Below are 24,721 nucleotides of genomic sequence, written 5' to 3'. Positions count from 1 at the left end.
ATGAAAACAACGGTATTCAGCACCCATAAGTTTGAAGAATCCTATTTAACATCCGCCAATGACGGCAAACATGAATTGAGGCTACTAGAGGAACGATTATCCGAGCATACCGTTCCCTTGGCAAAAGGCTCGGAGGCCATCAGTCTATTTACAGGGGATGATGCATCCGCCAACGTACTGGAAAAATTAGGTGCGTTCGGAGTCAAATACATAGCTCTTCGTTCGGCAGGCTACAATCATGTGGATATGGAAAAGGCGGATGAAATGAACATCAAGGTGGCTCGTGTTCCCGCATATTCGCCTTACGCCATCGCAGAACACACGGTCGCACTCATATTGGCTTTGAACAGAAAACTAATTAGGGCCAATAATAGAGTGCGTGAACAAAACTTTTCCTTAAACGGACTCACTGGTTTTGACTTGAACGGCAAAACGGTTGGGGTATTGGGCACCGGAAAGATTGGCGCAGTCTTGGTCAAAATCCTTCATGGGTTTGGCTGTAAAATTCTAGCCTATGATGTCAACAAGGATGAAGACCTAGTAGAAAAATTTGGTGCCCGCTATACCGATTGTAGAACATTATGTGCCGAATCGGATATTATCAGTCTTCACGTGCCTTTGGCTACCGACACGAAACATTTAATAGATGCCGAGCAAATTGGGGTCATGAAAAAAGGTGTTATGCTCATCAATACGAGCAGGGGCGGTCTGGTAGATACCAAAGCGGTCATCGATGGACTAAAAACCGGAAAGGTCGGGTTCTTTGGTATGGATGTCTATGAAGAAGAGGAAGGACTGTTTTTCGAAGACCATTCTGACGAGATTTTACAGGACGATGTAATCGCTCGTTTGATGACCTTCAATAATGTTCTGATAACGAGCCATCAGGCCTTCTTGACCGATACGGCACTGACGAATATTGCCGAAACCACCATACATAATCTGGATTGTTTTGAAAAACAAATCGACTCGGGAAACGAAGTAGCCAGCAAATAAAACGACAAGCTTCCATAGGAAGTACTTAAATCTATATAAACCTAAAAACAATAGCACTATGAAAAATATACTCGTACCCACGGATTTCTCAGAAAACTGCAACAAAGCCGCCGATTTGGGCATTGAAATGGCCAAACTTTATAATGCGGAAATTCATTTTTTCCATTTGTTAAAGACTCCTGTCGATTGGGTCAAATTGGATAAGCAAAAGGAAAAACGGTATCCAGAAACCCTCAAAAAAATTGGAAAAGCGAAAGCCTCGTTACGTGAACTGGAAAAAAAGGCCGAAAAAGAACATCTAAAATGCCAAACCTTTTTACAATTTCATGTAGATCAAGACAACATTCTGAAACATTCGGGTCATTATGACCATGATTTCATCGTTACAGGAAGCAGTGGCACCAAAGGCATAGTTCGTGAACTTCTTGGTAGCAACGTAGAGCGTTTGGTAAGAAAATCCGATGTGCCGGTCGTTGTGGTAAAAGAAGATGATGTAAGGTTTCCTTTCAAGGATATCGTTTTCGTTTCAGATTTTATGGAAGATGTGGGCAGTGCTTTTAGGGCAGTACTCTCCATCGCAGAAAAATGTAATGCGAAAATTCATCTATTACGCATCAACACGGCATCGGACCATAATAGTATCGCCCTTGGCCTAGATCCCATACGAAAGTTTTTGGAGGGTTTTCCAGAACTCAAGAATTTCTCCATGAACGTGTATAACGAAAACCAAGTTGAAACGGGCATCAATACATATTTGAAACACAACAAAGCGGACCTGATCGCCATGTGTACACATGGGAATACAGGATTTTTAAGTTTGTTCTCAAAAAGCATTACAGAAGGGGTCGCCAACCATTCTTCGCTACCAGTGATGACCATTAAAATATAGAGAATGACCCAGCAGGTACAGATAAGAAAATATTCCGGTGAACTTGAGGAATTCGATATCAAAAAGCTCATCAAATCATTGCGCCGTTCAAAGGCTGACGAAACGCTTGTTCAAGAAATTGCCAATGAAATTAGGGACAGGGTATCCCATGGCATGACCACCAAAGAAATATACCGAAGTGCCTTTAGGATGCTAAAGAGCAAGGCCCGTGTGAGCGCTTCGCGGTATAAACTAAAAAAAGCCCTTATGGAACTCGGGCCTTCGGGTTATCCCTTTGAAAAATTTGTTGGGGCCCTATTGAGTCAAGAAGGTTTTGATACAAAAGTCGGGGTAATCGTTCAAGGCAATTGTGTACAGCATGAAGTGGATGTGATAGCTGAAAAAGACAACAAGCATTATATGATTGAATGTAAATACCATAGTGATCAGGGCCGGTTTTGCAATGTGAAAATCCCGCTCTATATCCATTCAAGATTTTTGGATGTGGAAAAACAATGGGAAAAACAGCAAGGCCATAAAACCAAGTTTCATCAAGGGGGTGTTTATACCAATACCCGCTTTACCACCGATGCCATACAATATGGTACCTGTGTTGGGCTGATGCTTACAAGTTGGGATTATCCGAAAGGGAACGGTCTGAAAGAACGCATAGACAGATCCGGCCTACATCCCTTAACCTCTTTAACAACATTGACAAAGGCCGAGAAATCCAAATTATTGGATAAGGGCATTGTGCTCTGCAAGGACATTAGCGAAAACCCATCATTTTTGGGGCAAATAGGTATCGCCAAGCAACGACAAAAAAAAATTCTCGAAGATTCAGAAGAATTATGCACAGCACATTAAACCAATAAACATTGATCAATCCTAAAAAGAAAACAGATGAGAACAGAAACATTACAAAAACAGAACAGTATAGACCTAGAGCCATTTTACCAAGCAATGGAAGATGATCCAAGCTTACTTGAAGAGGCCTTCGAAACATTACTGGAGATGGTAAACTCCGAACCCAAATCCACCAAGAAACTAGCCCTTCTCATCAAAGAGGATTTTCATGATCTCTACAAAGAAATAGCGGAGTTATGCCAACCGGACCAAGATAAAGGGAACACACCTTCCTGCTGTGGGGGACACTAAACGGGTACTATAAATGAAAAACAACAAAATAAACATTCACTTTTTAGGAGCTGCTGGAACCGTTACCGGTTCAAAATATCTCTTGGATACCGGCGAACGCAAAATCTTGATTGATTGTGGTCTTTTTCAAGGGCTAAAAGAACTACGTCTAAAAAACTGGGAGTATCCACCCGTTGAAGTCTCGGAAATTGATGCGGTCTTGCTTACGCATGGGCACATGGACCATACAGGCTATCTGCCCAGATTGGTCAAACAGGGTTTTAAGGGGCCCATTTATGGAACGTACCCCACCCTGGACATTGCCAAAATCATATTGAACGATAGTGCCAAGATTCAAGAACAGGAAGCCGAACGGGCCAATAAGGAAGGTTATTCCAAACACAGCCCCGCCGAACCACTTTATGACTTAAAGGATGTTGAAAAAACCGTTCCCTTTTTTAAGGGAGTACCCCCCGGCCAATGGCTGCCCTTAATGAAAAACATAAAGGCTAGATTTCAGTACAACGGCCATATCCTAGGTGCTACCTACATTGAATTGGATGTTCTCGGAAAACGTTTTGTTTTTTCAGGGGATATCGGCAGAACCAACGATTTATTGCTATATCCACCGCTAAAACCAAAAAAGGCGGATGTTCTTTTTATAGAATCGACCTATGGCGGCAGGTTTCATCCCGAAGAGGCGGAGGCACTTCCCGAAATTGAAAAATTGGTCAACAAAACCATTGAAAGGGGCGGAAGCCTTTTCATACCAAGTTTTTCCGTAGAGCGTGCCCAATTGATGATGCTGATATTTTGGAGGTTGTTAAAACAAAATAAAATTCCCAAAGTACAGATGATTATGGACAGCCCGATGGGGGCCAACGTACTGGAACTGTTCCATCGAACTAGAGACTGGCATAGGTTGGAAGATGCTGAGTGTGACGAAATATGTTCGCACTTTACGGTCGTAAGCAGTTATCGGGAAACAATGGAATTGAGAAGCGATGATACACCTAAAATCGTCATCGCTGGAAGCGGAATGCTCACGGGAGGTAGAATGCTTAATTACTTGGAAACCCAGGCGCAAAAACCAAAAAACACCTTGCTTTTTGTTGGGTATCAAGCAGAAGGTACTCGGGGACGGAAATTGTTGGACGGCGACAGGGAATTGAGAGTGTACGGAAAAACAGTATCCTTTCAAATGGAGGTGGCAGAAATAGAAGGGCTTTCGGCGCATGCCGACCATGCCGAACTATTGGATTGGCTAAGCAAGGTCGAACAGAAACCGGAAAGGATATTTATTGTTCACGGAGAGAAGGAAGGTGCGGAGGCATTGCAAAAAGGCATTAAGGAAACTTATGATTGGGATTCTGAAATTCCCAAATTATATAGCATTGAATCCGTAGAAACTTTTCAAAACAGTTAATGGACTAGATTATAGGAATACTATTGGTGGCATCACCAACACTATTAAAAATAAAATAACGAAAAGGTTATGGAAGAAAAATCGAGTACTTTAAAATATAAACACTTGGGCATTTATACACAGAACGAACATGTGGTTTATATGCGGGAAGATTGCCATGTCTGTGTTTCCGAAGGTTTTGAAGCATTAACCAGAATCCGGGTATCCAATTTCAATACTTCCATCGTTGCCAGTCTTAATGTAATAACGTCGGATGTGCTGCTAGCCGGAGAGATAGGCTTATCGGAAGCGGCGGCGAAAAAATTAAAAGTGTCCGGAAATGAAACACTAAGGGTGTCGCACTTGGAACCTATAGATTCGTTAAGCCATGTAAGGGCCAAAATCTACAATCAAAAACTAGCTTATACGGCCTTCGAAGAAATCATTACAGATATTGTTGAAGGAGATTACTCCAACATTCATCTTTCGGCTTTTATTACGGCCTGTGCCGGAAATAGATTGGATGTCAATGAAATCTCGAATCTCACACAAGCCATGATAGCTTCTGGAAAACAATTGGATTGGAACAAAAAAATCGTAGTCGATAAACATTGTATCGGTGGCTTGCCAGGAAACCGAACAACACCCATCGTTGTAGCCATTGTTGCAGCCTACGGGCTTACCATGCCCAAAACATCATCGAGAGCCATTACTTCCCCGGCAGGAACAGCCGATACCATGGAGGTATTGACCAATGTTACCCTTTCTTTGGAAGAAATCAAAGCAGTTGTTGAAAAAGAAGGCGGATGTTTTGTTTGGGGGGGTACCGCCCAATTAAGTCCGGCAGATGATATGCTCATCAAAATTGAAAAAGCCTTGGATATTGATAGCGAAGGGCAGTTGATTGCATCGGTTCTTTCCAAAAAAGCGGCAGCAGGTTCTACCCATGTGGTCATTGATATTCCTGTCGGCGAAACGGCCAAGGTTCGTACCAATGACGCTGCCATGAAGCTTAAGGAACATCTCGAAGTCGTGGGCAAAGCTGTTGGCCTTACTACAAGAGTAGTTATTACAGATGGCACACAGCCTGTCGGCAGAGGTATTGGTCCAGCCCTTGAAGCAATGGACATCCTTAGTGTACTCAAGAATGAAGTTGATGCACCGAAAGACCTAAGAGAAAGGGCAGTTCTGTTGGCGGGCGAGCTGTTAGAGCTTTCTGGCGAAATCGAATCGGGAAAAGGAAAGCAAACCGCCAGAGGGCTATTGGAATCAGGTAAGGCATATAACAAATTTCTCGCTATCTGTAAAGCCCAAGGTAATTTTAAACAACCTCTCCTAAAACCTTATAAATTCGAAATAAAAGCCAAAAAAACAGGTGTTTTACGGCGTATTGACAATAGAAAGATTGCAAAACTCGCCAAACTTTCAGGTGCGCCCCAATCAAAATCTGCCGGTATTTTACTGAACGTTCATTTGAACGATGAAATAGAAAAAGGCCAGTTGCTGTATACGCTCTTTGCAGAATCGCAAGGTGAGTTGAATTATGCCTTGGAATATTATGAGAACCATGACGATATTATAACAATAGAATAAAAAAAGGACAAATGAAAACTATATTATTCAGTCTTCTGGGAAACCAAGAACTCACGGAATTATTGGCAGAGAAAATGAAAGCGGAAATCGGGGAATGTACCATACGCAAATTTCCGGATGGGGAATCCTACACGCGTATCCTTTCCGATGTAAAAGACAAATGTGTAATCATGGTCTGCACCTTGCACGAACCCGATGAAAAACTATTGCCATTGTATTTTTTAAGCCACACCGCAAAATCTTTGGGCGCGATGTGCACATGCTTGGTGGCTCCCTATTTGGCCTATATGCGGCAAGACAAGGTTTTTCATAAGGGCGAAGGGGTTACTTCTGGGTTTTTCGGAAAATTGATTTCTGGTTTTGCAGATAGCATCACGACCATTGACCCGCATCTACATAGAATACATTCGTTGGGCGAGGTATACAACATTCCGAACAGGGTCATTCATGCAGCGGACGAAATCTCCAAATACATCAAGGAGAACATTCATAATCCGGTACTTATCGGGCCCGATTCCGAAAGTGAGCAATGGGTTTCCGATGTGGCAAAAAAAGCGGGAGTACCCTTCACGGTGTTACAAAAGGTCCGCCATGGCGACCGTGATGTTGAAGTTTCCGTTCCCGATGTAGATAAATATAAGGAAGCGACGCCAGTTTTAGTAGACGACATCATTTCTACGGCCCGGACCATGATAGAAACTACGGAGCATTTGAAAAGTGCGGGAATGAAACCTGCAATATGCATTGGCATTCATGCCGTATTTTCAGGAAATGCCTATCAAGATTTGTGGGACGCTTATGTGGAGGACATCATTACCTGCAACACGATTCCACACCAGTCAAATAAAATTGATTTGAGCGATGTGATCGCCAAGGAAGTAAAAGAGTTGATGCACCACATATGAAAATAGGATTGCACTTAATAGTATACGTTTTTATGATTTTTTCCGCATACCCACAAGATAAAATGTTGATTGGACAATTGTCCGATAGATTGGTGGTACGGGAAAATTTTGATAAAAATGGAGACTTTCTGAACAAGCAAACTTTTAAAGCCGGAAAGCTAAAAGAAGCCAATGGTTACTATGAAATTGTTGTCACAACCGAGCTTTTTGATGAAAAAGGCACCCCGACCGATAAATATACCACCACTTACCGATGCAAACCGGATGAATCCAGTATTATAGTAATGGCCTTCCCTTTTTCAAAGCCAAAATCCAAGGAAACCGAAATCAATACAGTGTCCAAAAATTTCAAGGAACTCTATGACCTTGGGAACTTAGAGAATGTTGAACTCGAAATGAGCTTTGATTCGGGATTGTTGAACTTCTTTGGTTCCAACAGTAAGATTAAAATTTATGACCGCGTGTTGGAATCTAACGGAAATGGGAAAACAATCAAATCCAAAATCAATATTAAGGCCTATGCCATTGGTATACGAATTAAACAATTGGACTATGTTGCAAGTGAAAAACTTACAAGTGAGAACTTGTTATCATTCCAGAAATTTACCGAGAAAGACGGCAGCTATTTTACGATGACATACAAACAATAAATTATGAGAAACTATGACACCCTATCAGAAGCAATTAATGACTTACAGATCAGGGGATATACCTATGATTTCAATTTGGCCCCCGACTGTATAAAATGTGCTTCATTGGAATTGGAAATCCATCCCGAAGAATTTGATGTGGATGAAACCCATCGTTTTGAAGGTATGAGCAGTACGGACGATAACAGTGTTCTTTATGCCATTTCATCAAAAGATGGTATAAAGGGGCTTTTGGTAGATGCCTATGGGGTCTATGCTGAAAATATCTCGGAAGCAATGCGAAAAAAATTACGATAACCCTTAAATAGAATACTATGGACAATCACGAAGAGCAAAAGAACAAAAAAATGGACCATTCTAAAATGAATCACGACAAAGATGACCATTCAAAAATGGATCACTCGAAAATGGAAGACCCAAAATCGGACGACCATAGCAAGATGGATCATAGTAAAATGGATCACGGTTCTGGCGACCATTCAGGTCATAATCCAGGTCACGGTCAAATGGGTCACGACCATCACAAAATGATGATTGCCGATTTTCGAAAACGGTTTTGGGTAACGCTCGTGCTAACCATTCCCATATTGTTCTTCTCGCCAATGATACAGGAGTTTTTCGGATATGAATTTCTCTTACCAGGAAACCCATATATCCTATTTGCACTATCTACCATCGTCTATTTCTATGGAGGTTGGCCTTTCTTAAAAGGTTTTTGGTCAGAGGTCAAAAAGGGTGCACCTGGAATGATGACCCTAATTTCCATGGCCATAAGCGTTGCCTACTTTTATAGTACTGCCACAGTATTCGGACTAAGAGGTGAAGATTTTTTCTGGGAACTTTCAACACTGATCGCAATTATGCTTTTAGGCCATTGGATAGAAATGAAAAGTGTGCTAGGTGCATCAAAAGCCTTACAGCTATTAGTAAGTATGATGCCCGCCGAAGCCCACAGGGTAAAGGGTGATACTATAGAAGATATTCCCTTGGAAGATTTGTTAAAAGACGATGTGATTTTAGTAAAGCCAGGTGAAAAAGTTCCTGCTGATGGGATTATAGTAGATGGTTCGAGTTACTTAAATGAATCAATGCTTACAGGGGAATCCAAGCCAGTGAAAAAAGATGAGAACGACAAAGTAATTGGAGGCTCAGTAAACGGCAATAGCACCTTAAAGGTTAAGGTAGAACATACCGGAAAGGACAGTTATCTCAACAAAGTAATCACAATGGTTGAGGAAGCGCAAAAGACCAAATCTAAAATGCAGAACCTTTCCGATAGGGCGGCAAAATGGTTGACATACATAGCCCTGGCAATTGGTTTTGGCACATTGGCAGTTTGGTTGATTTTAGGCTTCCCTTTTGTATATGCCTTGGAGAGAATGGTAACGGTTATGGTTATCGCTTGCCCACACGCATTAGGACTTGCCATTCCGTTAGTTGTCGCTATATCTACCGCAGTATCCGCCCAAAATGGCTTACTGATAAGAAATCGAACGGCTTTTGAAGAATCCCGAAAAATATCAGCTTTGTTGTTTGATAAAACCGGAACATTGACCAAAGGTGATTTTGGTGTCACAAGAGTTGAATCGGTTAAACAAGAATATTCAACAGAAGAAATCTTAAGGCTTTCAAGTGCCTTGGAACAGAGCTCGGAACATCCTATTGCAGTTGGAATCATAAAAAAGGTCAAAGAAGATAATATTACAATCCCGAAACCAAAAAACTTTAATGCCATTACTGGTAAAGGTGTAGAGGCCAATGTGGAAGGTAAGCAAGTGAAAGTAGTAAGTCCGGGTTATTTAAGGGATGAAAAAATTGCAATTCCTGAAGATGCCTATAGCGATGCCGCTGAAACGGTGGTTTTTGTTCTAATCGATGGAAAATTGGTCGGTTATATTGCCTTAGCGGATGAGATTAGACCGGAATCCGCTGAAGCCATCAAAATTTTCAAAAAGAACAACATCAAAGTCTTGATGGCCACCGGGGACAATGAAAAAACCGCCAAGGCTGTTAGCGATAAATTAGGGTTGGATGGCTATTATGCCGAGGTACTACCCCATCAAAAAGTGGAAATCGTAAAAGAGTTGGAAAGCAAAGGAGAGTTTGTGGCCATGACGGGCGATGGGGTCAATGACGCACCTGCATTGGCACAAGCCAACGTTGGAATAGCTGTGGGCTCCGGCACCGATGTCGCTGCGGAGACTGCCGACATTATTCTAGTAAACAGTAACCCACAGGATATTGCCAATTTGATTTTGTTCGGCAAGGCCACCTACAACAAGATGATCCAGAACTTGATATGGGCCACCGGCTATAACGTGGTCGCCATCCCATTGGCAGCAGGTGTTTTGTACTCATCAGGCTTTGTACTGGGTCCCGCAGTTGGTGCCGTGTTTATGAGTTTGAGCACCATTATTGTAGCCATTAACGCCCAATTGTTGAAAAGAAAAATTGGGAAAAAGTAATGAATAGAAAGGACAAACTTAACAGGATATTTTTAGTGCTGTTAAGTTTATTTGTGGTAATGCTCGGGTACGGTATTTTATTGCCTACCCTGCCCTATTACACGGAAAGACTGGCTCTAAAAGACAATCTGGATACGGACCTTATCAACTTCCATATCGGAATGTTAACCAGTATTTATCCATTGTTCCAGCTCTTGTTCGTTATCGTCTGGGGCAAGCTTTCCGATAAATACGGCCGTAAACCTATAATACTATTGGGGCTTGTAGGTTTTGTCGTGATGAACTTGCTAACGGGTCTTGCCACTTCCCTGTCGATGCTATATATAGCCCGTATCATAGGGGGCATCTTTACGTCTGCGGTTATTCCTGTCAGTAATGCTTATTTAAGTGATATCACTTCAGAAAAGCGAAGGACCAAAATAATGGCCTGGTCTGGGGTCGCTATCAGTTCCGGTGTGATATTTGGCCCTGTTCTGGGGGGATTTCTGTCGCAAACGAACCTACACTATACATACTCTTTTGGAGTGTTCCACTTAGACCGTTTTTCGGTTCCCTTTATTTTGGCAGCTCTTTTGGGCTTTGTGGTATTGCTGATAATCATAAAATGGCTGAAGAATACCGAAATAAAAAATCGTATTGCTTCTGAGGCAGTCAAATTCAGTTTTTCCCTGAGTAACTATTTTATCATTTTGTTGCTCTTGTCCTTTGTGATGCAGTTCGTGGTTACCTTGTTTGAGACCGTGTTTTCAATTTATGGGAAGGATGAGTTGGCCTTTACAACCAATCAGGTGGGTATTGGTTTTATGCTTTGTGGTTCCGTTATGGCAGTTTTACAGCCTGTATTTGCGACCTATGGAGAAAAAATGCTGACCTCGAAACAGCAAATAACATTGGGGTTATTGATTTCCGGTGTTTCGCTAGTTGTCTTCCCTTTTGTGAGCGGTGAACTATACATTTATGTTACTATAATAATTTTCGCAGCAGGGGGAGCCATGGTAACACCAAACCTGCTTTCGGCAGTTTCTTTGATTTCCAAGGAAAACACGGGAAGGAATATATCCATTCAAAGTTCCACGAATAGTATCGGTCAAATTTTGGGTCCGGTATTGGGGACTTGGCTAATAGCGGGAGGGTTTTATTATCCTTTTATTATTGCCGGTACAACCATTTTGGGTGCTATGGGACTGGTTTATTTTTTGAATCGACCAAATAAAGGGATTGACAGGCCATTATTGGCCGACCAGCATAAAAAAGGGTAGCGATGGACCATCGATATGCACTTAGAAAACGTAGTAAAACAGCACTTCAAAATGCTGTTGACAATTCGAAATATGTTGAATTGGTCCGTTCGGGAGAAGACTATTTTTTAAGGCTGGAAATGTTAATCGATAGGGCAGAAAAAGAAATCCATTTACAGACCTACATTTTTGAAAACGATGACACGGGAAACCGTATAGCCTCCTGTTTAAAGAAAGCCGCTCAACGAAAAGTAAAGGTATATGTCTTATTGGATGCCTATGGTAGCGCTGCATTACCCGATAGTTTTGCCCAGGATTTGGTACAGCATGGTATTTTACTTCGTTTTTTTTCGCCTTTATTCTCCTTGAACAATTTTTATATCGGCAGGCGGATGCATCATAAAATTGCGGTCGCCGATGAAAAAATAGCGTTGATAGGCGGAATCAATATTGCCAATAAATACCACGGAACCACAGGTTCGGAACCTTGGTTGGACTATGCCGTTCAGTTGAATTGCCCGGCAGCTGAAAATCTTCAAAAACTGTGTAGCGACTATTTTTTCAAAAAAGGAAGCTCAAAAAAAATACCACCCGTGTTACATTCGGCAGGTAGGGCACTCGTGGGAATTTTACAGAACGACTGGCTACAGCAAAAAACGGAAGTCTGTGATGCCTACACGAACGCCTTCATTCATGCCGAAAAGGAAATAGTTATCATAGGCTCGTATTTTTTGCCTGGAAGCAGAATAGCAAAGGCATTGAAAAAGGCCTGTAAAAGAGGAATAAAAACAACGGTGATCTTAGCGGGCATTAGCGATGTGCCTTTGGTACGTAGGGCTACCGAACATTTGTACTCCTCTTTTCTAGACCACCATATGAGAATCTATGAGTGGAACAAATCCGTGGTACACGGTAAAGCTGCGGTAGTAGATAATAAATGGTCTACCATAGGCTCATTTAACTTGAACAGTCTTAGTTGTTATGGCAGTATTGAAATGAACGTAGAAGTTCACTCGGTCAATTTTGCCAAAATTCTTCGGGCCGACTTTGAAATGGTTATAAGCCAGTGTAGCGAAATTACAAAGGGGAGTCTAAGACAAAGAGCCGGTATATTCAATAAGTTGGGTAATTGGATTTCTTACCAAATGGTACGCACAGCCATGCTTTTTCTAACCTTTCTTCCGCATTTAAGGTTTTTGAAAAATTATAGGTTATAATATGTTGGCAAGTGGTTAAATGGTTTCGCCTCTTTATCTGTCTGTACGGACAAGGCGATAAATCATGAGGCACAACAACTTAAAAAAGGAAATATATAATCGATGATGGAATACAAGTGGAAACTACACTTTGAAAAACACATAAGCAATCAGTAATATTCAAAAACAATAGCAATGACAGATTTAACAACTAGTGCGATTGAGCGCGTCCTCAGAAACAATTACCTCGGCCACTTGGCCTATCTATGGCAAGGGAAGCCTTATTTGATTCCCATCACCTATTATTTTGATCCTGCCGACAATACGATCATTAGCTATACCTCGGATGGCCATAAAATCAATGCGATGCGAAATAACAACTCGGTTACCGTACAGGTAGAAGAAATACAATCGATGTTCAATTGGGAATCGGCCATGGTGCACGGCACATTCGAAGAACTTGAGGGCAATATTGCCAAACAAAAGTTACACCTTTTTACCGAAGGCGTGAAGAGCATTATCCGTAGAAAAGAACGGAGAGAGGTTGAGTTTATCAATGAATTTTCGAGCAAATTATACGAAAGGGGAAATCCGATTGTCTATCAGGTCAAAATACTTGAGATTTCAGGAAAACGACGGGAAACGTAAAGGCAACATCGCTAATTGGATAGACTTTTTTGGCCTTGACAACCCAATAGGTCTAAATTCCAATGCGAGAATCTTATTTGTATTTTGAAATTATATAGTGAATGGCCATTTAAAACAACTTGGAACCTATCTAACTATAGTTCTGTAAAATAGATGTACTAAATGTTAGGATAAGATGTAACTTTATATCAATCAAGTAATGCCAAAACAAACAATTTACATAGTGTCACTTTCCTTGTTGGTTATGTGGTCTTGCAAAAAAGACGACCAAAGTTCACAACAAGTCAACCTTTTGTTTACCGAAAATAATTTAGCAGGAGATTGGAAAAGGATTGCAGAATTTAGAGGGCAACCAAATGATTCATTGGGCATATTGGAGCCCTTGGAAGATTTGTTTGCCCAATTCGAAAATTGCCGAAAAGATGATATTCTCAGATATGTTAAGGGTAACGAGCAAGAAGATAACCGCTATTTCTGGGGAATCGGGGCAATTGCCTGTCATAGCCAGATATCAAAAACTTTCACTGAAATTGGCACTTGGTCTCTCGAAGAATCAGGAAAACTGAGCCATGTTAATTCTAATACAAGTGAATACCATATTGTAATTCAATTAAATGCCCAACAATTACTTGTCAGAAGTGAATCGGATAAAAACGAAAATGGCGAGACTACGTTCGAATTTACGGAGTATGAACGCATAAGATAGCTTTTATAAAAATATCCAATTGATATTACCTGCCATAAAGGGATATAGAATTGTCCTTGAAATTGGCGATGAAAAGCCTTCCCTTGTCAAAGTGAATATCTGTTGGATAGAAAATGCCTTCCTTTAATATTTGCAGCAACTTTCCTTGATAATCAAAAATTAATATCCGGTTATTTTCTTGGTCGGTGATAGCTAATTCATTAGTGCTCAAAGTAATGCCAGAGGCCACGTTTATTTTTTCATTTTGGCCGATCGTAACAATATGATTGCCTTCAAAATCAAAGACCTGAACCCGATGGTTGTACGCATCGGCCACGAATACCTTACCATCCTTTAGTTTTACATCTATTGGATAATACAATTGGCCCTCATTATGGCCTTGCTTTCCAATAGTATAGCTATAATTTGGTGTCTGAACGATGATACGATGGTTATAGAAATCGGCTACCAGAATGGTATCCCCATATACAGAAACACCCGCCGGGGCCTGTGGCCGTTTGTTGATTTTCAACGGACTGGTTTTACCTTTTTTATATTGCCAGATGGTGTCGGTCAAGAATTCGGGTATGTAAAGTGTTTCCTTATCCATATGGATGTTCATCGGCCGTTGTATCCTCGTGATGGAATCCAACACCTTTCCATTCAGGTCGATTTTATACAAGCGGAAATAATCCGGATCTGAAAACCAAATGGCCTCCTCGTCCTTGGCCAAAGCCAAGGGGCGGGCTTCTTTGGGAAGTATAATTTTCCGTTCGAACTGCCATTGTTCTTTCGTTCTTTCACAACCGGATGTGAGAAGAACCAAAGCAAAAACCGAAAAAATGAATAACTTTCTAAAGTTCATACCAGTAGTTTAAAATCATAAGAGCAAGAATCAGCAAGGTAAATGTCCACATAAACCAAGTATTGATGGTACGTTTACTTTTGTCGTTTTGGCAGGATTCCCCTCCACTACATTTTTTTGAACTTTTAAAATTCTTAAAATGGGCAAACCCAAGGGCTCCGACCGAAAATGTGGTCAGAAAGGGTTGGGCAGGATGTACCCATTCAAAACTTCCGCCCAAGAAACCCAATCCCGCGCCGACCGATAGCAGAGCAGGCAAAAAACAGCACATCAAGGGAAGAAGGGCGGCAACCAAGCTGCTTCCCAATACCATTTTGGAAATAGTCTTCATAAAATCTATTCGATTTTGGTTAGTACGATGGACCATTGGCCAGAGAGGTTATCATCTTCCTCATCCTGCACCGTTCCGCTTATGCTTGCTGTTCCAACGGTTAATTTTTGTAACAACGCCGTAGGCGTATCCTGCGATACCGAAAATCGTTCATTAGCGGTCTCAATGTACCATTGGCCATCTTCTTTCGTTGCGTTTCCAATTAGGGTCACTTCAGCTTTTTTTGCCGAAAAACCGTTCTTTTTTACCTCTTCCTGAATGCTACGTAATTTAAGTCCGTTCTCGGCAGCCAATCCCATATATGCCTTTCCGTCATTGAGGCTGACACGCACTTCCTGAAGCCCATCCATCTTTTTCAGTCCCCGCTCTAGGCCATAGGCGCAAGGGGCGCAATCCATTCCATAAACTTCTTGGTCAACTTTGGTAATTTGCCCCGATGCTGTGCCAATTCCGAATAGACCTATCATCATAATTCTAAATATATTTCTCATTTTATACATTTTTAAAATTCTTGCTTTATAACCAATAGCTTAAGTTTATGGCCAATCGATACCTTTCTTTCACTGCCCCAAGTGTCAAGTCCTGTACGACCGGAAACATCGCACCGAACGATATTCCCCAAGCGCCATATAGTCCAAGAAAAGAGGGCCCGACCAGTATTTTTGTACTGCGCGAATCTGTAAAGTCCATTTGCCCCTCAAATTTATTGTCGCCAGGGAATTCGGCCAATGATTCTATGAAAATGCGCCAATCGGGCTTTGGGTAATCGCCCATAAATATATTGGGGCGATACCCCACTACCGCACTGGCGTAGGGCAGGTCGCCCAATTGTTCGCCACCTTTCTCAAAATAATATTGGTATCCGCCACCGATCCATCCATACCAAGTGCGCGAGGCATAGCCCGTTGAAATGGCCGCGTGTACCGAGTTGCCCACATTGGCCTGTCCCCTGACATCATCCGTCGGCGCAGAAACGCCCACGATGGCGGTGGACTCAAAGCGTTTTCCAACCCCAAAGGCGTTCGAGAAAAACCGGTACCAAAGGGAAGCCTCAATATCCCCGTTGGCGGGCATATTGCTGTTGCCCCGTGTCCTCGGTGCATCACCCAACCTTTCTATCATCGTGGGGGTGGTCAGGTTTATCTGCAGGTCTTCCGTAATGCCATAGGAAAACAGATAGCGGAGCATATAGGACGTTTCGGTCTCCGTACTTAGGCTCATTCCCGCCACGTTCAAATCGACCCCACCTTTGGCAAGGGTCGGTGTCTGAAGCCCATAGAGTGGGCCGTGGCCTTGGGCCATCGCCGATCCTGATATGGCCAATAACAATATCAATTTGAGATAGGGAATGTTCAATGATATTTTAGGGAATACTTTGTTAATCATACTCAAACACATTATAATTAGGATTGTCCGATTCCCGCTTCTACCAATTTCACTTCGGTGATAGCCGAATCCTTACAGCATTCCAAGAGCTCACCGTTCACTACCACAGCGGGAACTTTCTTTATGCCATATTCATCCATCTTATCAAGACAGGTCTTGTCTTCACATTGCTTGACCAAATCATATGTGGTTACCTCACATTTATCGCAGGCCATTTCCTTTATCATTTTGACCACTGGGTCACAGACCGGACAATTGGCCGTAAAAACTTCTACTTGACGTTTCATATTTCTGTTTTTTAACTATTTAAAATTTCTTTACGCGTCATTGAATTCAAACAACGAATCAAAGGTAGATTGGTGGGTAGGGTGGTCTCCAAATAAAATTTCAAAAAAATGGCCCGCGTCGTGCAGGCCATCAAATCGGTTGTGATTGCGGGGGTCAAGCATTTTTGTGGTTTTCGAGCTTGGCCTTTAGTGCATCTATCTCCCTCATCTTTTCCGTTAGGCTGTCCAATTCCAAATCTGGAAACTGTTTTCTTATAAATTCGATACGGCCTTCATTGCCACAGTTTCCAGGGCAGGCTTCGACAGTTTCAGATATTTTTATGGCCAAAGCTTTTCGATAAACTTCGTCCAGTAACAGAAAATGAGCTTTATCCAATCCTTTCTGTGCTGCCTTGAACTGTATTAAAATCTTCTCTGGGTCTGTATCTTCATCGAGCATTTTAATGAGGCCACCAATTTGCCCATTGATACTTTGCAACCTCTTTTTTATGTCCTTGCTTAAATCTCGTGGTATCATCGATTTTAAAATTTTGGCAATATATAATTGTACTGGGGGTGCTCTACAAATTTATCCCGAAATTATTCAACAACAACCAGAGCCTTCTTGTATTGGTGGGCAGACTACCGTCCCATAAGAGCAAAAGACACAGCAATCGCCTTCCTTTGGTCTTAATATTTGATTGCAGTTTTCGCATTCATAGAAAAACTGACAGGCCGTTGTTGGCATTTCCTCCTCTTTCGTATGTCCACATTCGGGACAGGTAATGGTTGAATTTAAAAGGATTCTCTCGTAGTCCATATTATTTTTTCTGAAACAGGTTATAAATAAAATTTTGCTCTGTTTTAAAAGGGGTTTTATGAATTTTTTCAAAGGATTCCAATAGGGTGAAATCTACTTTAAACAATTCCTTTAGTTTTTCAGGAGAATATTGGGCAATCTCCAATCCACTACATCTTTTTGGGCCGGTGGTCGAAAAAGTTGCCAGTATAAAATACGCTCCCGTCTTAAGGGAACGACCTAGTATGTCAATATACTTTAAGATATCTTCTTCCCGTGTGAAGAAATGAAAAGTAGCCCGGTCGTGCCATAACTCAAAGTCTTGGGTCGGTTCAAAATTCAATATGTCCGAATTTATCCACTGCACCTTTGTGGCTGACTTGCCTAATTTTGATTTGGTACGCTGAAGTGCATTTTCTGAAATATCAAGAATGGACAGGTTGTTATAGCCATTTTTCAACAAATGACTGATAAGGTTTGAGTTCCCCCCGCCAATATCAATAATTGAACTATCTTTGGGTAAGTCAAGGGAAGCTATAATATCCAATGAAGTCGAGGGTTTCCCTTCAAACCAACTTACTTCTTCATCACTTTTTCCGGTATAAACCTCTTCCCAGTGCTTTTTAGTGTATTCATCACTTTTCATAAATTTTGATATTTTGTTAAAGCATATAGGGAATATCCGAGGATAATGTTGGATAAGAAAAAATCATAGTCCTTAAATCGTTGATCCTCATCTTGGTCTTTATCGCTATTGCGAACAAATTGATGGTTTCCTCGGCGTTGGGACCAATTAAATGTGCTCCCAGTATCGTATGATCTTCTTTATCGACAATAGTCTTAAAGGCATATTCCTTAACATTCAACCGCTCTGCGTTGAACCAATTGCCCACCTCGTTATAATTGACCTGATATTCGATTTTTTGTGATTTGGCCTCTGCCTCGGTCAGACCTACGGCTGCTAATGTTGGCAAAGTGAAAACTACGGAGGGCATAGGTGGATAGCTCACTTTTTTCGTGTTCCCCTTGATGATATTCGAAGCTACAATATGTCCTTCCATAACGGCAACAGGTGTCAGGGGCAGTCCTTTTGAATCTGCCGCATCTCCGGCCGCATAAACATTTGGGTTCGATGCGCTTTGAAGATATTCGTTGACGGCAACCCCTTCTTTTGAAAAGGATATTCCGGACTTGTCCAGCTCCAAATCAAAAATTGCAGGCGGGCGACCGGCCGAATTGAAAACGGTTTCCGTTCTAAATGTCATTTCTTTACCGTCGGTAGTTCCTTTAACTGTATAGTGGTTATCTCTCTTTTCGATTTTAGAAACCTCGGTCGCTAGAACCAGTTTTATTCCCAATTCCTTCGTGGCATTTATCAAGTGTACTACAATATCCTGTTCAAAGTTTTCCAAAGGTCGTTTGCCCCTATGTACAATAGTTACATCGGCACCACAACGGGCGGCGATATGTGCAAATTCAAAGGCGATGTAACCTCCGCCAATAAAGAGCAGGGATTTGGGTAGCTCCTTTAAATTGAGGAAATCGGTACTCGAAAGTGCCAAGTACCCACCTTCAAAATCCAGTACCCTTGGTTTTGCGCCCGTTGCAATCACAATCTTGTCGGCTTCGATAGTATCTGTTCCCAACTGTAGGGTATTTTTGGACAGAAATTTTGCCGAAGAATGATAGGTGTCTATATCATTATGCCTGTATCCTTTTTCTATTTTGGGCGGCATTGCATCCACAAAGGATTGTTTGAAGGCCATAATATCCCGCCAATTGACATTGGGAACCGTATCGATACCCTTATCCTTTAAGCGTATTGCAAAATCCCTTACTTCTGTCGCACCGATGATTACCTTTTTGGGGTCGCAACCTCTTAGCGCGCAGGTTCCACCGTAGGGCAGTTCGTCAGTAATGCCTACCTTAAGGCCTTTGGAAGCACATTTATTGGCAATGGTCATCCCTGCCATCCCGGAACCGATAACAAAAACATCGTACTTTTTCATCTACTCGTTTTCTTTGTTTTCACCATCGATTACTTTATAACCTGTGCTGTTTATCGCTTTTTGGATTGCGGCCAAATCGGTTTTGGTCTTATCATATTCCACTAGGGTATTCGCACCTTCGTAACTGGCCTTGACGGATAATATGCCATCCAATTTGTTGACCTCGCTCTCTACGTGGGCTTCACACCCTGCGCAGGTCATTCCCTCAACATTAAACGTGTGCTTTACAATATTGGATTGCGAGACATAGACAATGTCCTTACTCGGCTGTGCATAAAACATATTGGAGTAATATGGAAACGCCAGCATCAATCCCGCGAAAACCGTAACTATTAAAAGAAAGCTTTTGGATTGCCAAAAGGAGGGTTTTGTATCATCCTCACAGGTACAGTCAATTTCCTCCTGTGTTTTTGGTCGTAGTTTCTGGTACCAGGCAAAGACCAATACGAGTATAGTGCTGCTGATAAGATAAGGCCGAAATGGTTCCACCCAAGAAAACGTGGATGCGATTCCACTGGTTCCTGCAATCAAAGCCAAAACCGGGGTTATACAACATATTGATGCCGCCATGGCCGTCAATATTCCTGCGTAGGCTACCTTGTTCGAGGTTTTTCCTGTTTCCATTTTATGCTACCTTTTTATTTTTCTGAATTTTAATAAACACATTTTCCAATATTTCGTTATGATTCTGGACCAATGAATAATACAGGGTTTGCCCTTCACGTCTCGAAACAATCAGTCCCACATCCTTCATTTTACGTATGTGCTGTGAAATTGCGGGCACGCTCATTTCAAGTATATCGGCAAAATCACAGGGACAAAGCTCACCTTCCTCATATAACAGGAATAATATCTTTAACCGTGTTTCGTTACCGGCCAGCGCGAGTATTTTGCTGATTTCGGAAATTGCCTCTGAGTTTGTTCCTAAGGTTTCGCGACAACGCATTAGTTGCTTTTGGTCGGCCTCGGCGCGTGTACAACTTAATTCAAGTGCCATAGTACTGTTTTTGACAAAGATATATTAATATAATTATTTAAGCAAATACTTAAATAATACTATCCATCGATGCTCTTTTAAAATCACACCTTACTTAAGTACATTCTACCCGGTATGAAATCAAAGCAGCTTTGTAGAATATTTTATTAAAAATAGGTGCTGAATCCAAAATACCATGTAGCGGTTCTTGAGGATGGATTGTTGAGAATATCATGTTGCCACTGGTATCTGTAGTTAATCCTTAGAACGGTCTGTGGTGCGGGCCTAAAGCTTATTGCAGGTGTAATTGCGAATAAATCATCCCCAATATTCGTATTGGTCTGGGCAAACCTGCCAATGTTGTAATCCACATAATCCGTTCTGAGCGATAGATTGAGTATGGCATCTTCCCAGTCCAATACTGCGGTACTTAGTATCGGTTGAACAATGTCCACAAAAAAACCAACTTGCCGATCACCAAATTGCTGCGTAAAAGTGTCCGGAACATCGACCCATATGTAGGCCATCTCACCGATAAACCTTGTCCCCGTTTTTTTAATGGCAGTATTTAAATCCAGGGCAAGAACATCTACCCTTCTTGATTTTGTATCAACCTGAAGCCCATCAACTTCTTTCCTGTTGTATGCCCCGCCCATATAGGAAATGCCCAATTCTCCTAATTTTCTGTGCTTGATGGCGAACTTTCCATTGAGGAGCGCATTGCCGCTAAAATTCTCCTCGAAACGCGAGGAATTCTCCTTGACTGCGGCCAAAAATGTCCTTTCTTCCTCATTATCTATAATGCTTGTATCAAAGCCATTGGTGAGGTATGCTTCATAGCCCAAGGTCCAAGCTCCCTTATATGCCTTTCCATATATACCAAATCCGGCATTGGAGAAAGTGGCGGGCAACAAATTGGTGCTGACATCTGGCCGCTCGACAAACTCCCATTTTGGTCCGTCGTGATTTTGATTAAAGGATCCTATTGGATTCAGTACGATGCCTCCCCTAAGGTTCAACAAGGGGTGCAAGGCAATGTCCATTGAGGCGAATTCAATGGCAATTTCCTCTGTCCCGTTTTCAAATTCCAGTTCGGTCAAGAACTTAATGCGCTTTGAAATGGACGCCGAAACGAAAAGGGTCAATCTTCGGGCCTGAAAAGAAAGCCCCTCCGACAATCCGTCCTCAATACTGTAGATTGAGTTCGCCTCAAGATAACCACCAAGATTGACTGGAAATTTATCGAAAGTCAAAAACGGACGGTCATAAACCGCATCCATATTCATGGATTCCCGAATACTGTCCCTATCGATGGTTTGCGAGCTAAGGGTTAAAACGCAGACGTTCATTAAGACAAAGGCCACATATATTTTACCGGACATGCACATAGATATTCTCATAATCGGTGGTTATTTCAAATGATTCTAGGTTTTCTTCGGCCGGCCCTTCTAAAACCCTGCCTGAACGGTCGAACTCACTGCCATGACATGGACAGTTGAATATGCCGCCGCCAATGTTGAGTTCACAGCCCCTATGGGTACATTGCATCAAACTGGCCAGATAATTACTGTTTTGTGTTTTGAATATTCCGATCGGATATCGCATGGAATCGCTCTGGATGACTACGAAATCACGTTCAATCTGCTTTCCCCCTTTCACCTGTTGAAACTCACCCTTTGAAATTCGTAGCACTCTCCCTTCTTCAACAAAGGAAGCATAATACAGGCCTGCGCAACTACTGAGCAAAGCGGAAGAAGCTGGCAGGACTGCAATCAGATATCCAAATTGTTTAATAAAATCTTTTCTATGCACCTATAGGGAATTAATGAATTTTATCAGTTGTGATTTTTCTTTTGGGGTCAGGGACAAATACCGGGCTTTTGAATTATCGGCCTCACCGCCGTGCAATTCAATTGCCTCTTCAATGCTCGAAGCCCTTCCATCATGTAACAGGAACATTTGCCCGCCTTGGGAATTGGCCGATAAACCGATTCCCCACAGCGGTGGGGTTCTCCATTCAGAAGTCCCGACATTTCCTTCGGTGAATCCATCATCCAATTCAGGCCCCATGTCATGTAACAACAAATCCGTGTAGGGATGAAATTCCTTAAGGGATAACGATTCAATTGGGGAAAATCCTGTGGTCAACGTGGGTGTGTGACAGACAGCACATTGTACAGATTCAAAGAGTTCTTTCCCAGCAATTACATCGGGGTCTGTTTGATTTCTGGGAATTGGTGCTTTTAAGGTTTTAAGGTAGAAAACGACATCGTTCAAGGTCTGGGTGCTTATTTCAGGATCCTCTTCAAGTCCACTGAACGGGTCTATAGGGTCATAAAGGGATGTAATTCCTATGTCCTGGTTATATGCGCTGACGCTTTGGTGCAACAAATCATAACTACCCGCTTTCTTTCCAAACCTGAAGATATAATTGTTTCCCTGGGGAACACTATTATTCCGAATCTTGGTGAATTCAGGAGGAATATTGTAGTGAGGCCTTCCACTAATGCCGTCCTGATTTTCATCAGAAGGGTCTGCGTGAGCCAAAATATCCGCATCAGAGACAGCATCCAACAAACCCAATCCCGTCACCGCCGGAGCGACCAAAATGGAAAATGGGAAGCCTTCCGGCACGGTCTCCGGTTCAAAACCCGGTATGGCTTTATTTTGAATCTGGTTCCTGCCATCACCAAAGGATAACATCGAGGGTATGGTCAAATCATTGTTACCAAACCTAATAAGTTGATTAAATGGGTGACCTTTTCCATCCCCTGAATGGCAACTTGCACAGCTGGTGCCAACAAACAAGGGACCAAGGCCTTTTTCAACGGTAAAAACATCATCGTTAAAGGCAATATCCCCGGCTAAAAAACGCTGTTGCTCACTAACGGACAATCCATCCAACGGCCCATCCAATAACTCAAACTCCATAGGTTCTTCGGGGCCGAAATTTTCACAGCCAAGTAGAGCGATTAAGGACAGACCAATGTAAAATTGAATAATTTTAGGCATTGCTATATTTATATTTTTGTAAATATAAATATATTTTTAGTTTAGTCTAAATTTATTTATAGTAATTTATCAAGAAAGAAGTGTTTACATCTTAAAAGGGTTGTTGATTTAATTATGCAAATCCCGTACTGTGGGAAATTGTGCGTTGGTCAGAATGAAAATTTATATTTCGATACTTACTATTCCTAAGTCCACTTCATCTTCTGCAATCGAACCGCATTGAATATTGCCAATAACGCTACTCCCACATCGGCAAATACGGCCTCCCACATTGTGGCAAGTCCACTAGCTTCCAGAATGAGCACGATAATTTCGCGTAGTAAGCGAAAACTAATATTTACTAGAGCACATAAGTAGAAGGGCTACTTAACTATCAGCAATGGGGCCTTGGAGGCATACAGCATTTTTTTTCTTAGCCCCTTTTTGAAAACTGCCTCAAAAAATCCGTGTTCCCTGTAAAGCAAAACCAATAGGTCTATTGGGGTTTCAGTCAAAAATTCATCGATACCCTCTTCGGGTTTGCCTTCCTCGATAACTGTAAAAGACCATTGATTAGGTACAAGAAGTTTGCCAAATCTTTCACGAATAAATGCTTTCTCCGGCACCCTTTCCTGTTTGTCCGCTATATGTACAAAGTGCAATTGTGCATTATAGTTTTCCAATAATTTGGACAACATTTCAAAATCTATTCTATTATCCATACTATCCGTATCCACTGCGACCCCGATACGCTTATATGCAGTATAGCTGGCATCTTCAGGTACGGCCAGTACTGGACAAGGTGCCTTTTGTGTCACCTTTTCGGTAACGGTTCCAATAAAAATTTCATCAAATCCCGAAGCCGTACCCTTGGTACCCATAACGACAAGACTGGTATTTATTTCCTTAGCTAGGCCAGAAATCACATCGACCGTTGCCCCGAAACCGATCATTGCTTGAAATTCCAACTTGTCCAGTTCAGGAAAGCCTCTTAGAAACTTATCCAATTTTTCTTTATTGATTTTTTCTTGTGATGCTGTGGTATCTGTTACATTGTGTGCCATAGTTGCCATCCCGATGGGCGTACCGGATGGATATGCCACTGAATAGGCGTGGACAAAAACCAGTTTTGATTTCAATTTTTGTGCTAGCCCAATAGCATAGCTCACCGCATTTTCTGAAACCTCTGTGAAATCTACAGGTATTAAAATTCCGTCATCTTTCATATCATTTTGTTTTTATTGATTTGACTTCATTAATCTTTCTTTTTAGGTTTAATTATTCAATTGAAAAGCAGGTAAAAACCATATAG

29 protein-coding genes are annotated in these 24,721 nt (G+C 41.8%); 14 read left to right on the top strand and 15 right to left on the bottom strand.

What is annotated here, in order from left to right:
• From SD449_RS00760 to SD449_RS00695, 14 genes are all read left to right on the top strand, one after another.
• A complete protein-coding gene (locus tag SD449_RS00760; RefSeq protein ID WP_067035891.1) occupies nucleotides 1–996 on the top strand; it encodes a 2-hydroxyacid dehydrogenase in 996 nt (331 codons plus the stop codon).
• A 58-nt stretch (nucleotides 997–1,054) separates the two neighbouring features.
• Nucleotides 1,055–1,885: a universal stress protein gene (locus SD449_RS00755; RefSeq protein WP_067035888.1), complete on the top strand. Its 831-nt coding sequence runs from the start codon at nucleotides 1,055–1,057 to the stop codon at nucleotides 1,883–1,885.
• Nucleotides 1,886–1,888: 3 nt separating this feature from the next.
• Nucleotides 1,889–2,731, top strand: coding sequence for an ATP cone domain-containing protein (locus SD449_RS00750; RefSeq protein ID WP_067035885.1), 843 nt, complete (start codon nucleotides 1,889–1,891; stop codon nucleotides 2,729–2,731).
• 36 nt (nucleotides 2,732–2,767) lie between these two features.
• On the top strand, nucleotides 2,768–3,022 hold the full coding sequence (locus SD449_RS00745) for a hypothetical protein (RefSeq protein WP_067035882.1): 255 nt from the start codon (nucleotides 2,768–2,770) through the stop codon (nucleotides 3,020–3,022).
• Nucleotides 3,023–3,035: 13 nt separating this feature from the next.
• On the top strand, nucleotides 3,036–4,427 hold the full coding sequence (locus SD449_RS00740) for an MBL fold metallo-hydrolase RNA specificity domain-containing protein (protein WP_067035879.1): 1,392 nt from the start codon (nucleotides 3,036–3,038) through the stop codon (nucleotides 4,425–4,427).
• A gap of 69 nt (nucleotides 4,428–4,496) precedes the next feature.
• Complete coding sequence (locus SD449_RS00735; protein ID WP_067035877.1) at nucleotides 4,497–5,999, top strand: thymidine phosphorylase family protein; 1,503 nt, start codon at nucleotides 4,497–4,499, stop codon at nucleotides 5,997–5,999.
• Between the two features lie 11 nt (nucleotides 6,000–6,010).
• Nucleotides 6,011–6,904: a ribose-phosphate pyrophosphokinase gene (locus SD449_RS00730; RefSeq protein WP_067035874.1), complete on the top strand. Its 894-nt coding sequence runs from the start codon at nucleotides 6,011–6,013 to the stop codon at nucleotides 6,902–6,904.
• Between the two features lie 32 nt (nucleotides 6,905–6,936).
• Nucleotides 6,937–7,554 carry a hypothetical protein gene (locus tag SD449_RS00725; protein ID WP_237685876.1) on the top strand — a complete coding sequence of 206 codons (618 nt, stop codon included), beginning with the start codon at nucleotides 6,937–6,939 and terminating at the stop codon, nucleotides 7,552–7,554.
• A 3-nt stretch (nucleotides 7,555–7,557) separates the two neighbouring features.
• The gene (locus tag SD449_RS00720; RefSeq protein WP_067035869.1) at nucleotides 7,558–7,851 is read left to right on the top strand and encodes a phosphoribosylpyrophosphate synthetase; all 294 of its coding nucleotides are present in this window, start codon (nucleotides 7,558–7,560) and stop codon (nucleotides 7,849–7,851) included.
• Nucleotides 7,852–7,868: 17 nt separating this feature from the next.
• Nucleotides 7,869–10,019: a copper-translocating P-type ATPase gene (locus SD449_RS00715; RefSeq protein WP_176712428.1), complete on the top strand. Its 2,151-nt coding sequence runs from the start codon at nucleotides 7,869–7,871 to the stop codon at nucleotides 10,017–10,019.
• A complete protein-coding gene (locus tag SD449_RS00710; RefSeq protein ID WP_067035866.1) occupies nucleotides 10,019–11,278 on the top strand; it encodes an MFS transporter in 1,260 nt (419 codons plus the stop codon). The genes SD449_RS00715 and SD449_RS00710 overlap by 1 nt, the downstream gene beginning before the upstream one ends.
• A 2-nt stretch (nucleotides 11,279–11,280) precedes the next feature.
• Nucleotides 11,281–12,474, top strand: coding sequence for a phospholipase D-like domain-containing protein (locus SD449_RS00705; protein WP_067035864.1), 1,194 nt, complete (start codon nucleotides 11,281–11,283; stop codon nucleotides 12,472–12,474).
• Between the two features lie 174 nt (nucleotides 12,475–12,648).
• On the top strand, nucleotides 12,649–13,101 hold the full coding sequence (locus SD449_RS00700; RefSeq protein WP_067035861.1) for a pyridoxamine 5'-phosphate oxidase family protein: 453 nt from the start codon (nucleotides 12,649–12,651) through the stop codon (nucleotides 13,099–13,101).
• A 199-nt stretch (nucleotides 13,102–13,300) separates the two neighbouring features.
• On the top strand, nucleotides 13,301–13,807 hold the full coding sequence (locus tag SD449_RS00695; protein WP_116183710.1) for a hypothetical protein: 507 nt from the start codon (nucleotides 13,301–13,303) through the stop codon (nucleotides 13,805–13,807).
• Nucleotides 13,808–13,832: 25 nt separating this feature from the next.
• Here SD449_RS00695 and SD449_RS00690 read toward each other — a convergent pair whose 3' ends face one another.
• From SD449_RS00690 to SD449_RS00620, 15 genes are all read right to left on the bottom strand, one after another.
• Nucleotides 13,833–14,651 (bottom strand): NHL repeat-containing protein, encoded by an 819-nt coding sequence (locus SD449_RS00690; RefSeq protein ID WP_067028995.1) that lies wholly within the window; start codon nucleotides 14,649–14,651, stop codon nucleotides 13,833–13,835.
• Complete coding sequence (locus SD449_RS00685) at nucleotides 14,641–14,982, bottom strand: mercuric transporter MerT family protein (protein WP_166247886.1); 342 nt, start codon at nucleotides 14,980–14,982, stop codon at nucleotides 14,641–14,643. The genes SD449_RS00690 and SD449_RS00685 overlap by 11 nt, the downstream gene beginning before the upstream one ends.
• 5 nt (nucleotides 14,983–14,987) lie before the next feature.
• On the bottom strand, nucleotides 14,988–15,473 hold the full coding sequence (locus tag SD449_RS00680; protein WP_067028999.1) for a heavy-metal-associated domain-containing protein: 486 nt from the start codon (nucleotides 15,471–15,473) through the stop codon (nucleotides 14,988–14,990).
• A gap of 25 nt (nucleotides 15,474–15,498) precedes the next feature.
• Entirely contained in the window at nucleotides 15,499–16,368 is an 870-nt protein-coding gene (locus tag SD449_RS00675; RefSeq protein WP_083157918.1) for a hypothetical protein, read from the bottom strand.
• Nucleotides 16,369–16,385: 17 nt separating this feature from the next.
• Nucleotides 16,386–16,655 carry a thioredoxin family protein gene (locus SD449_RS00670; protein WP_116183711.1) on the bottom strand — a complete coding sequence of 90 codons (270 nt, stop codon included), beginning with the start codon at nucleotides 16,653–16,655 and terminating at the stop codon, nucleotides 16,386–16,388.
• 154 nt (nucleotides 16,656–16,809) lie between these two features.
• Nucleotides 16,810–17,172: a metal-sensitive transcriptional regulator gene (locus SD449_RS00665; protein ID WP_067036917.1), complete on the bottom strand. Its 363-nt coding sequence runs from the start codon at nucleotides 17,170–17,172 to the stop codon at nucleotides 16,810–16,812.
• A gap of 66 nt (nucleotides 17,173–17,238) precedes the next feature.
• Entirely contained in the window at nucleotides 17,239–17,454 is a 216-nt protein-coding gene (locus SD449_RS00660; RefSeq protein WP_083158132.1) for a GDCCVxC domain-containing (seleno)protein, read from the bottom strand.
• 1 nt (nucleotide 17,455) lies between these two features.
• Nucleotides 17,456–18,079 (bottom strand): class I SAM-dependent methyltransferase, encoded by a 624-nt coding sequence (locus tag SD449_RS00655; protein ID WP_067036919.1) that lies wholly within the window; start codon nucleotides 18,077–18,079, stop codon nucleotides 17,456–17,458.
• A gap of 16 nt (nucleotides 18,080–18,095) precedes the next feature.
• On the bottom strand, nucleotides 18,096–19,442 hold the full coding sequence (locus SD449_RS00650; protein WP_067036921.1) for a dihydrolipoyl dehydrogenase family protein: 1,347 nt from the start codon (nucleotides 19,440–19,442) through the stop codon (nucleotides 18,096–18,098).
• Complete coding sequence (merTP, locus tag SD449_RS00645; RefSeq protein ID WP_067036923.1) at nucleotides 19,443–20,066, bottom strand: mercuric transport protein MerTP; 624 nt, start codon at nucleotides 20,064–20,066, stop codon at nucleotides 19,443–19,445.
• Nucleotide 20,067: 1 nt separating this feature from the next.
• Nucleotides 20,068–20,439: an ArsR/SmtB family transcription factor gene (locus SD449_RS00640; protein ID WP_067036925.1), complete on the bottom strand. Its 372-nt coding sequence runs from the start codon at nucleotides 20,437–20,439 to the stop codon at nucleotides 20,068–20,070.
• Nucleotides 20,440–20,585: 146 nt separating this feature from the next.
• Entirely contained in the window at nucleotides 20,586–21,818 is a 1,233-nt protein-coding gene (locus SD449_RS00635; RefSeq protein ID WP_116183712.1) for a hypothetical protein, read from the bottom strand.
• Nucleotides 21,790–22,230 carry a QcrA and Rieske domain-containing protein gene (locus SD449_RS00630; RefSeq protein ID WP_067036929.1) on the bottom strand — a complete coding sequence of 147 codons (441 nt, stop codon included), beginning with the start codon at nucleotides 22,228–22,230 and terminating at the stop codon, nucleotides 21,790–21,792. Before SD449_RS00630 ends, SD449_RS00635 begins: the two co-directional genes overlap by 29 nt.
• The gene (locus SD449_RS00625; RefSeq protein WP_083158133.1) at nucleotides 22,231–23,430 is read right to left on the bottom strand and encodes a di-heme oxidoredictase family protein; all 1,200 of its coding nucleotides are present in this window, start codon (nucleotides 23,428–23,430) and stop codon (nucleotides 22,231–22,233) included.
• A gap of 362 nt (nucleotides 23,431–23,792) precedes the next feature.
• The gene (locus SD449_RS00620) at nucleotides 23,793–24,635 is read right to left on the bottom strand and encodes a universal stress protein (protein WP_067036932.1); all 843 of its coding nucleotides are present in this window, start codon (nucleotides 24,633–24,635) and stop codon (nucleotides 23,793–23,795) included.
• Nucleotides 24,636–24,721 lie beyond the last annotated feature (86 nt).

This window comes from Flagellimonas crocea (assembly GCF_033441595.1).
Lineage (GTDB): Bacteria > Bacteroidota > Bacteroidia > Flavobacteriales > Flavobacteriaceae > Flagellimonas > Flagellimonas crocea.
Note: the sequence above shows the minus strand (reverse complement) of the source record. Positions and strands in the feature narration are given on the sequence as shown.

Excerpts from the sequence above, each read along its gene's own strand:
- SD449_RS00650 (WP_067036921.1), bottom strand. The coding sequence starts at position 19,442 with ATGAAAAAGTACGATGTTTTTGTTATCGGTTCCGGGATGGCAGGGATG.
- SD449_RS00670 (WP_116183711.1), bottom strand. The coding sequence starts at position 16,655 with ATGAAACGTCAAGTAGAAGTTTTTACGGCCAATTGTCCGGTCTGTGAC.
- SD449_RS00730 (WP_067035874.1), top strand. The coding sequence starts at position 6,011 with ATGAAAACTATATTATTCAGTCTTCTGGGAAACCAAGAACTCACGGAA.
- SD449_RS00640 (WP_067036925.1), bottom strand. The coding sequence starts at position 20,439 with ATGGCACTTGAATTAAGTTGTACACGCGCCGAGGCCGACCAAAAGCAA.
- SD449_RS00695 (WP_116183710.1), top strand. The coding sequence starts at position 13,301 with ATGCCAAAACAAACAATTTACATAGTGTCACTTTCCTTGTTGGTTATG.
- SD449_RS00740 (WP_067035879.1), top strand. The coding sequence starts at position 3,036 with ATGAAAAACAACAAAATAAACATTCACTTTTTAGGAGCTGCTGGAACC.
- SD449_RS00675 (WP_083157918.1), bottom strand. The coding sequence starts at position 16,368 with ATGATTAACAAAGTATTCCCTAAAATATCATTGAACATTCCCTATCTC.
- SD449_RS00665 (WP_067036917.1), bottom strand. The coding sequence starts at position 17,172 with ATGATACCACGAGATTTAAGCAAGGACATAAAAAAGAGGTTGCAAAGT.
- SD449_RS00735 (WP_067035877.1), top strand. The coding sequence starts at position 4,497 with ATGGAAGAAAAATCGAGTACTTTAAAATATAAACACTTGGGCATTTAT.
- SD449_RS00745 (WP_067035882.1), top strand. The coding sequence starts at position 2,768 with ATGAGAACAGAAACATTACAAAAACAGAACAGTATAGACCTAGAGCCA.
- SD449_RS00755 (WP_067035888.1), top strand. The coding sequence starts at position 1,055 with ATGAAAAATATACTCGTACCCACGGATTTCTCAGAAAACTGCAACAAA.
- SD449_RS00655 (WP_067036919.1), bottom strand. The coding sequence starts at position 18,079 with ATGAAAAGTGATGAATACACTAAAAAGCACTGGGAAGAGGTTTATACC.
- SD449_RS00700 (WP_067035861.1), top strand. The coding sequence starts at position 12,649 with ATGACAGATTTAACAACTAGTGCGATTGAGCGCGTCCTCAGAAACAAT.
- SD449_RS00760 (WP_067035891.1), top strand. The coding sequence starts at position 1 with ATGAAAACAACGGTATTCAGCACCCATAAGTTTGAAGAATCCTATTTA.
- SD449_RS00685 (WP_166247886.1), bottom strand. The coding sequence starts at position 14,982 with ATGAAGACTATTTCCAAAATGGTATTGGGAAGCAGCTTGGTTGCCGCC.
- SD449_RS00660 (WP_083158132.1), bottom strand. The coding sequence starts at position 17,454 with ATGGACTACGAGAGAATCCTTTTAAATTCAACCATTACCTGTCCCGAA.
- SD449_RS00625 (WP_083158133.1), bottom strand. The coding sequence starts at position 23,430 with ATGCCTAAAATTATTCAATTTTACATTGGTCTGTCCTTAATCGCTCTA.
- SD449_RS00715 (WP_176712428.1), top strand. The coding sequence starts at position 7,869 with ATGGACAATCACGAAGAGCAAAAGAACAAAAAAATGGACCATTCTAAA.
- SD449_RS00690 (WP_067028995.1), bottom strand. The coding sequence starts at position 14,651 with ATGAACTTTAGAAAGTTATTCATTTTTTCGGTTTTTGCTTTGGTTCTT.
- SD449_RS00720 (WP_067035869.1), top strand. The coding sequence starts at position 7,558 with ATGAGAAACTATGACACCCTATCAGAAGCAATTAATGACTTACAGATC.
- SD449_RS00705 (WP_067035864.1), top strand. The coding sequence starts at position 11,281 with ATGGACCATCGATATGCACTTAGAAAACGTAGTAAAACAGCACTTCAA.
- SD449_RS00710 (WP_067035866.1), top strand. The coding sequence starts at position 10,019 with ATGAATAGAAAGGACAAACTTAACAGGATATTTTTAGTGCTGTTAAGT.
- merTP (WP_067036923.1), bottom strand. The coding sequence starts at position 20,066 with ATGGAAACAGGAAAAACCTCGAACAAGGTAGCCTACGCAGGAATATTG.
- SD449_RS00635 (WP_116183712.1), bottom strand. The coding sequence starts at position 21,818 with ATGAGAATATCTATGTGCATGTCCGGTAAAATATATGTGGCCTTTGTC.
- SD449_RS00725 (WP_237685876.1), top strand. The coding sequence starts at position 6,937 with ATGATTTTTTCCGCATACCCACAAGATAAAATGTTGATTGGACAATTG.
- SD449_RS00620 (WP_067036932.1), bottom strand. The coding sequence starts at position 24,635 with ATGAAAGATGACGGAATTTTAATACCTGTAGATTTCACAGAGGTTTCA.
- SD449_RS00680 (WP_067028999.1), bottom strand. The coding sequence starts at position 15,473 with ATGAGAAATATATTTAGAATTATGATGATAGGTCTATTCGGAATTGGC.
- SD449_RS00750 (WP_067035885.1), top strand. The coding sequence starts at position 1,889 with ATGACCCAGCAGGTACAGATAAGAAAATATTCCGGTGAACTTGAGGAA.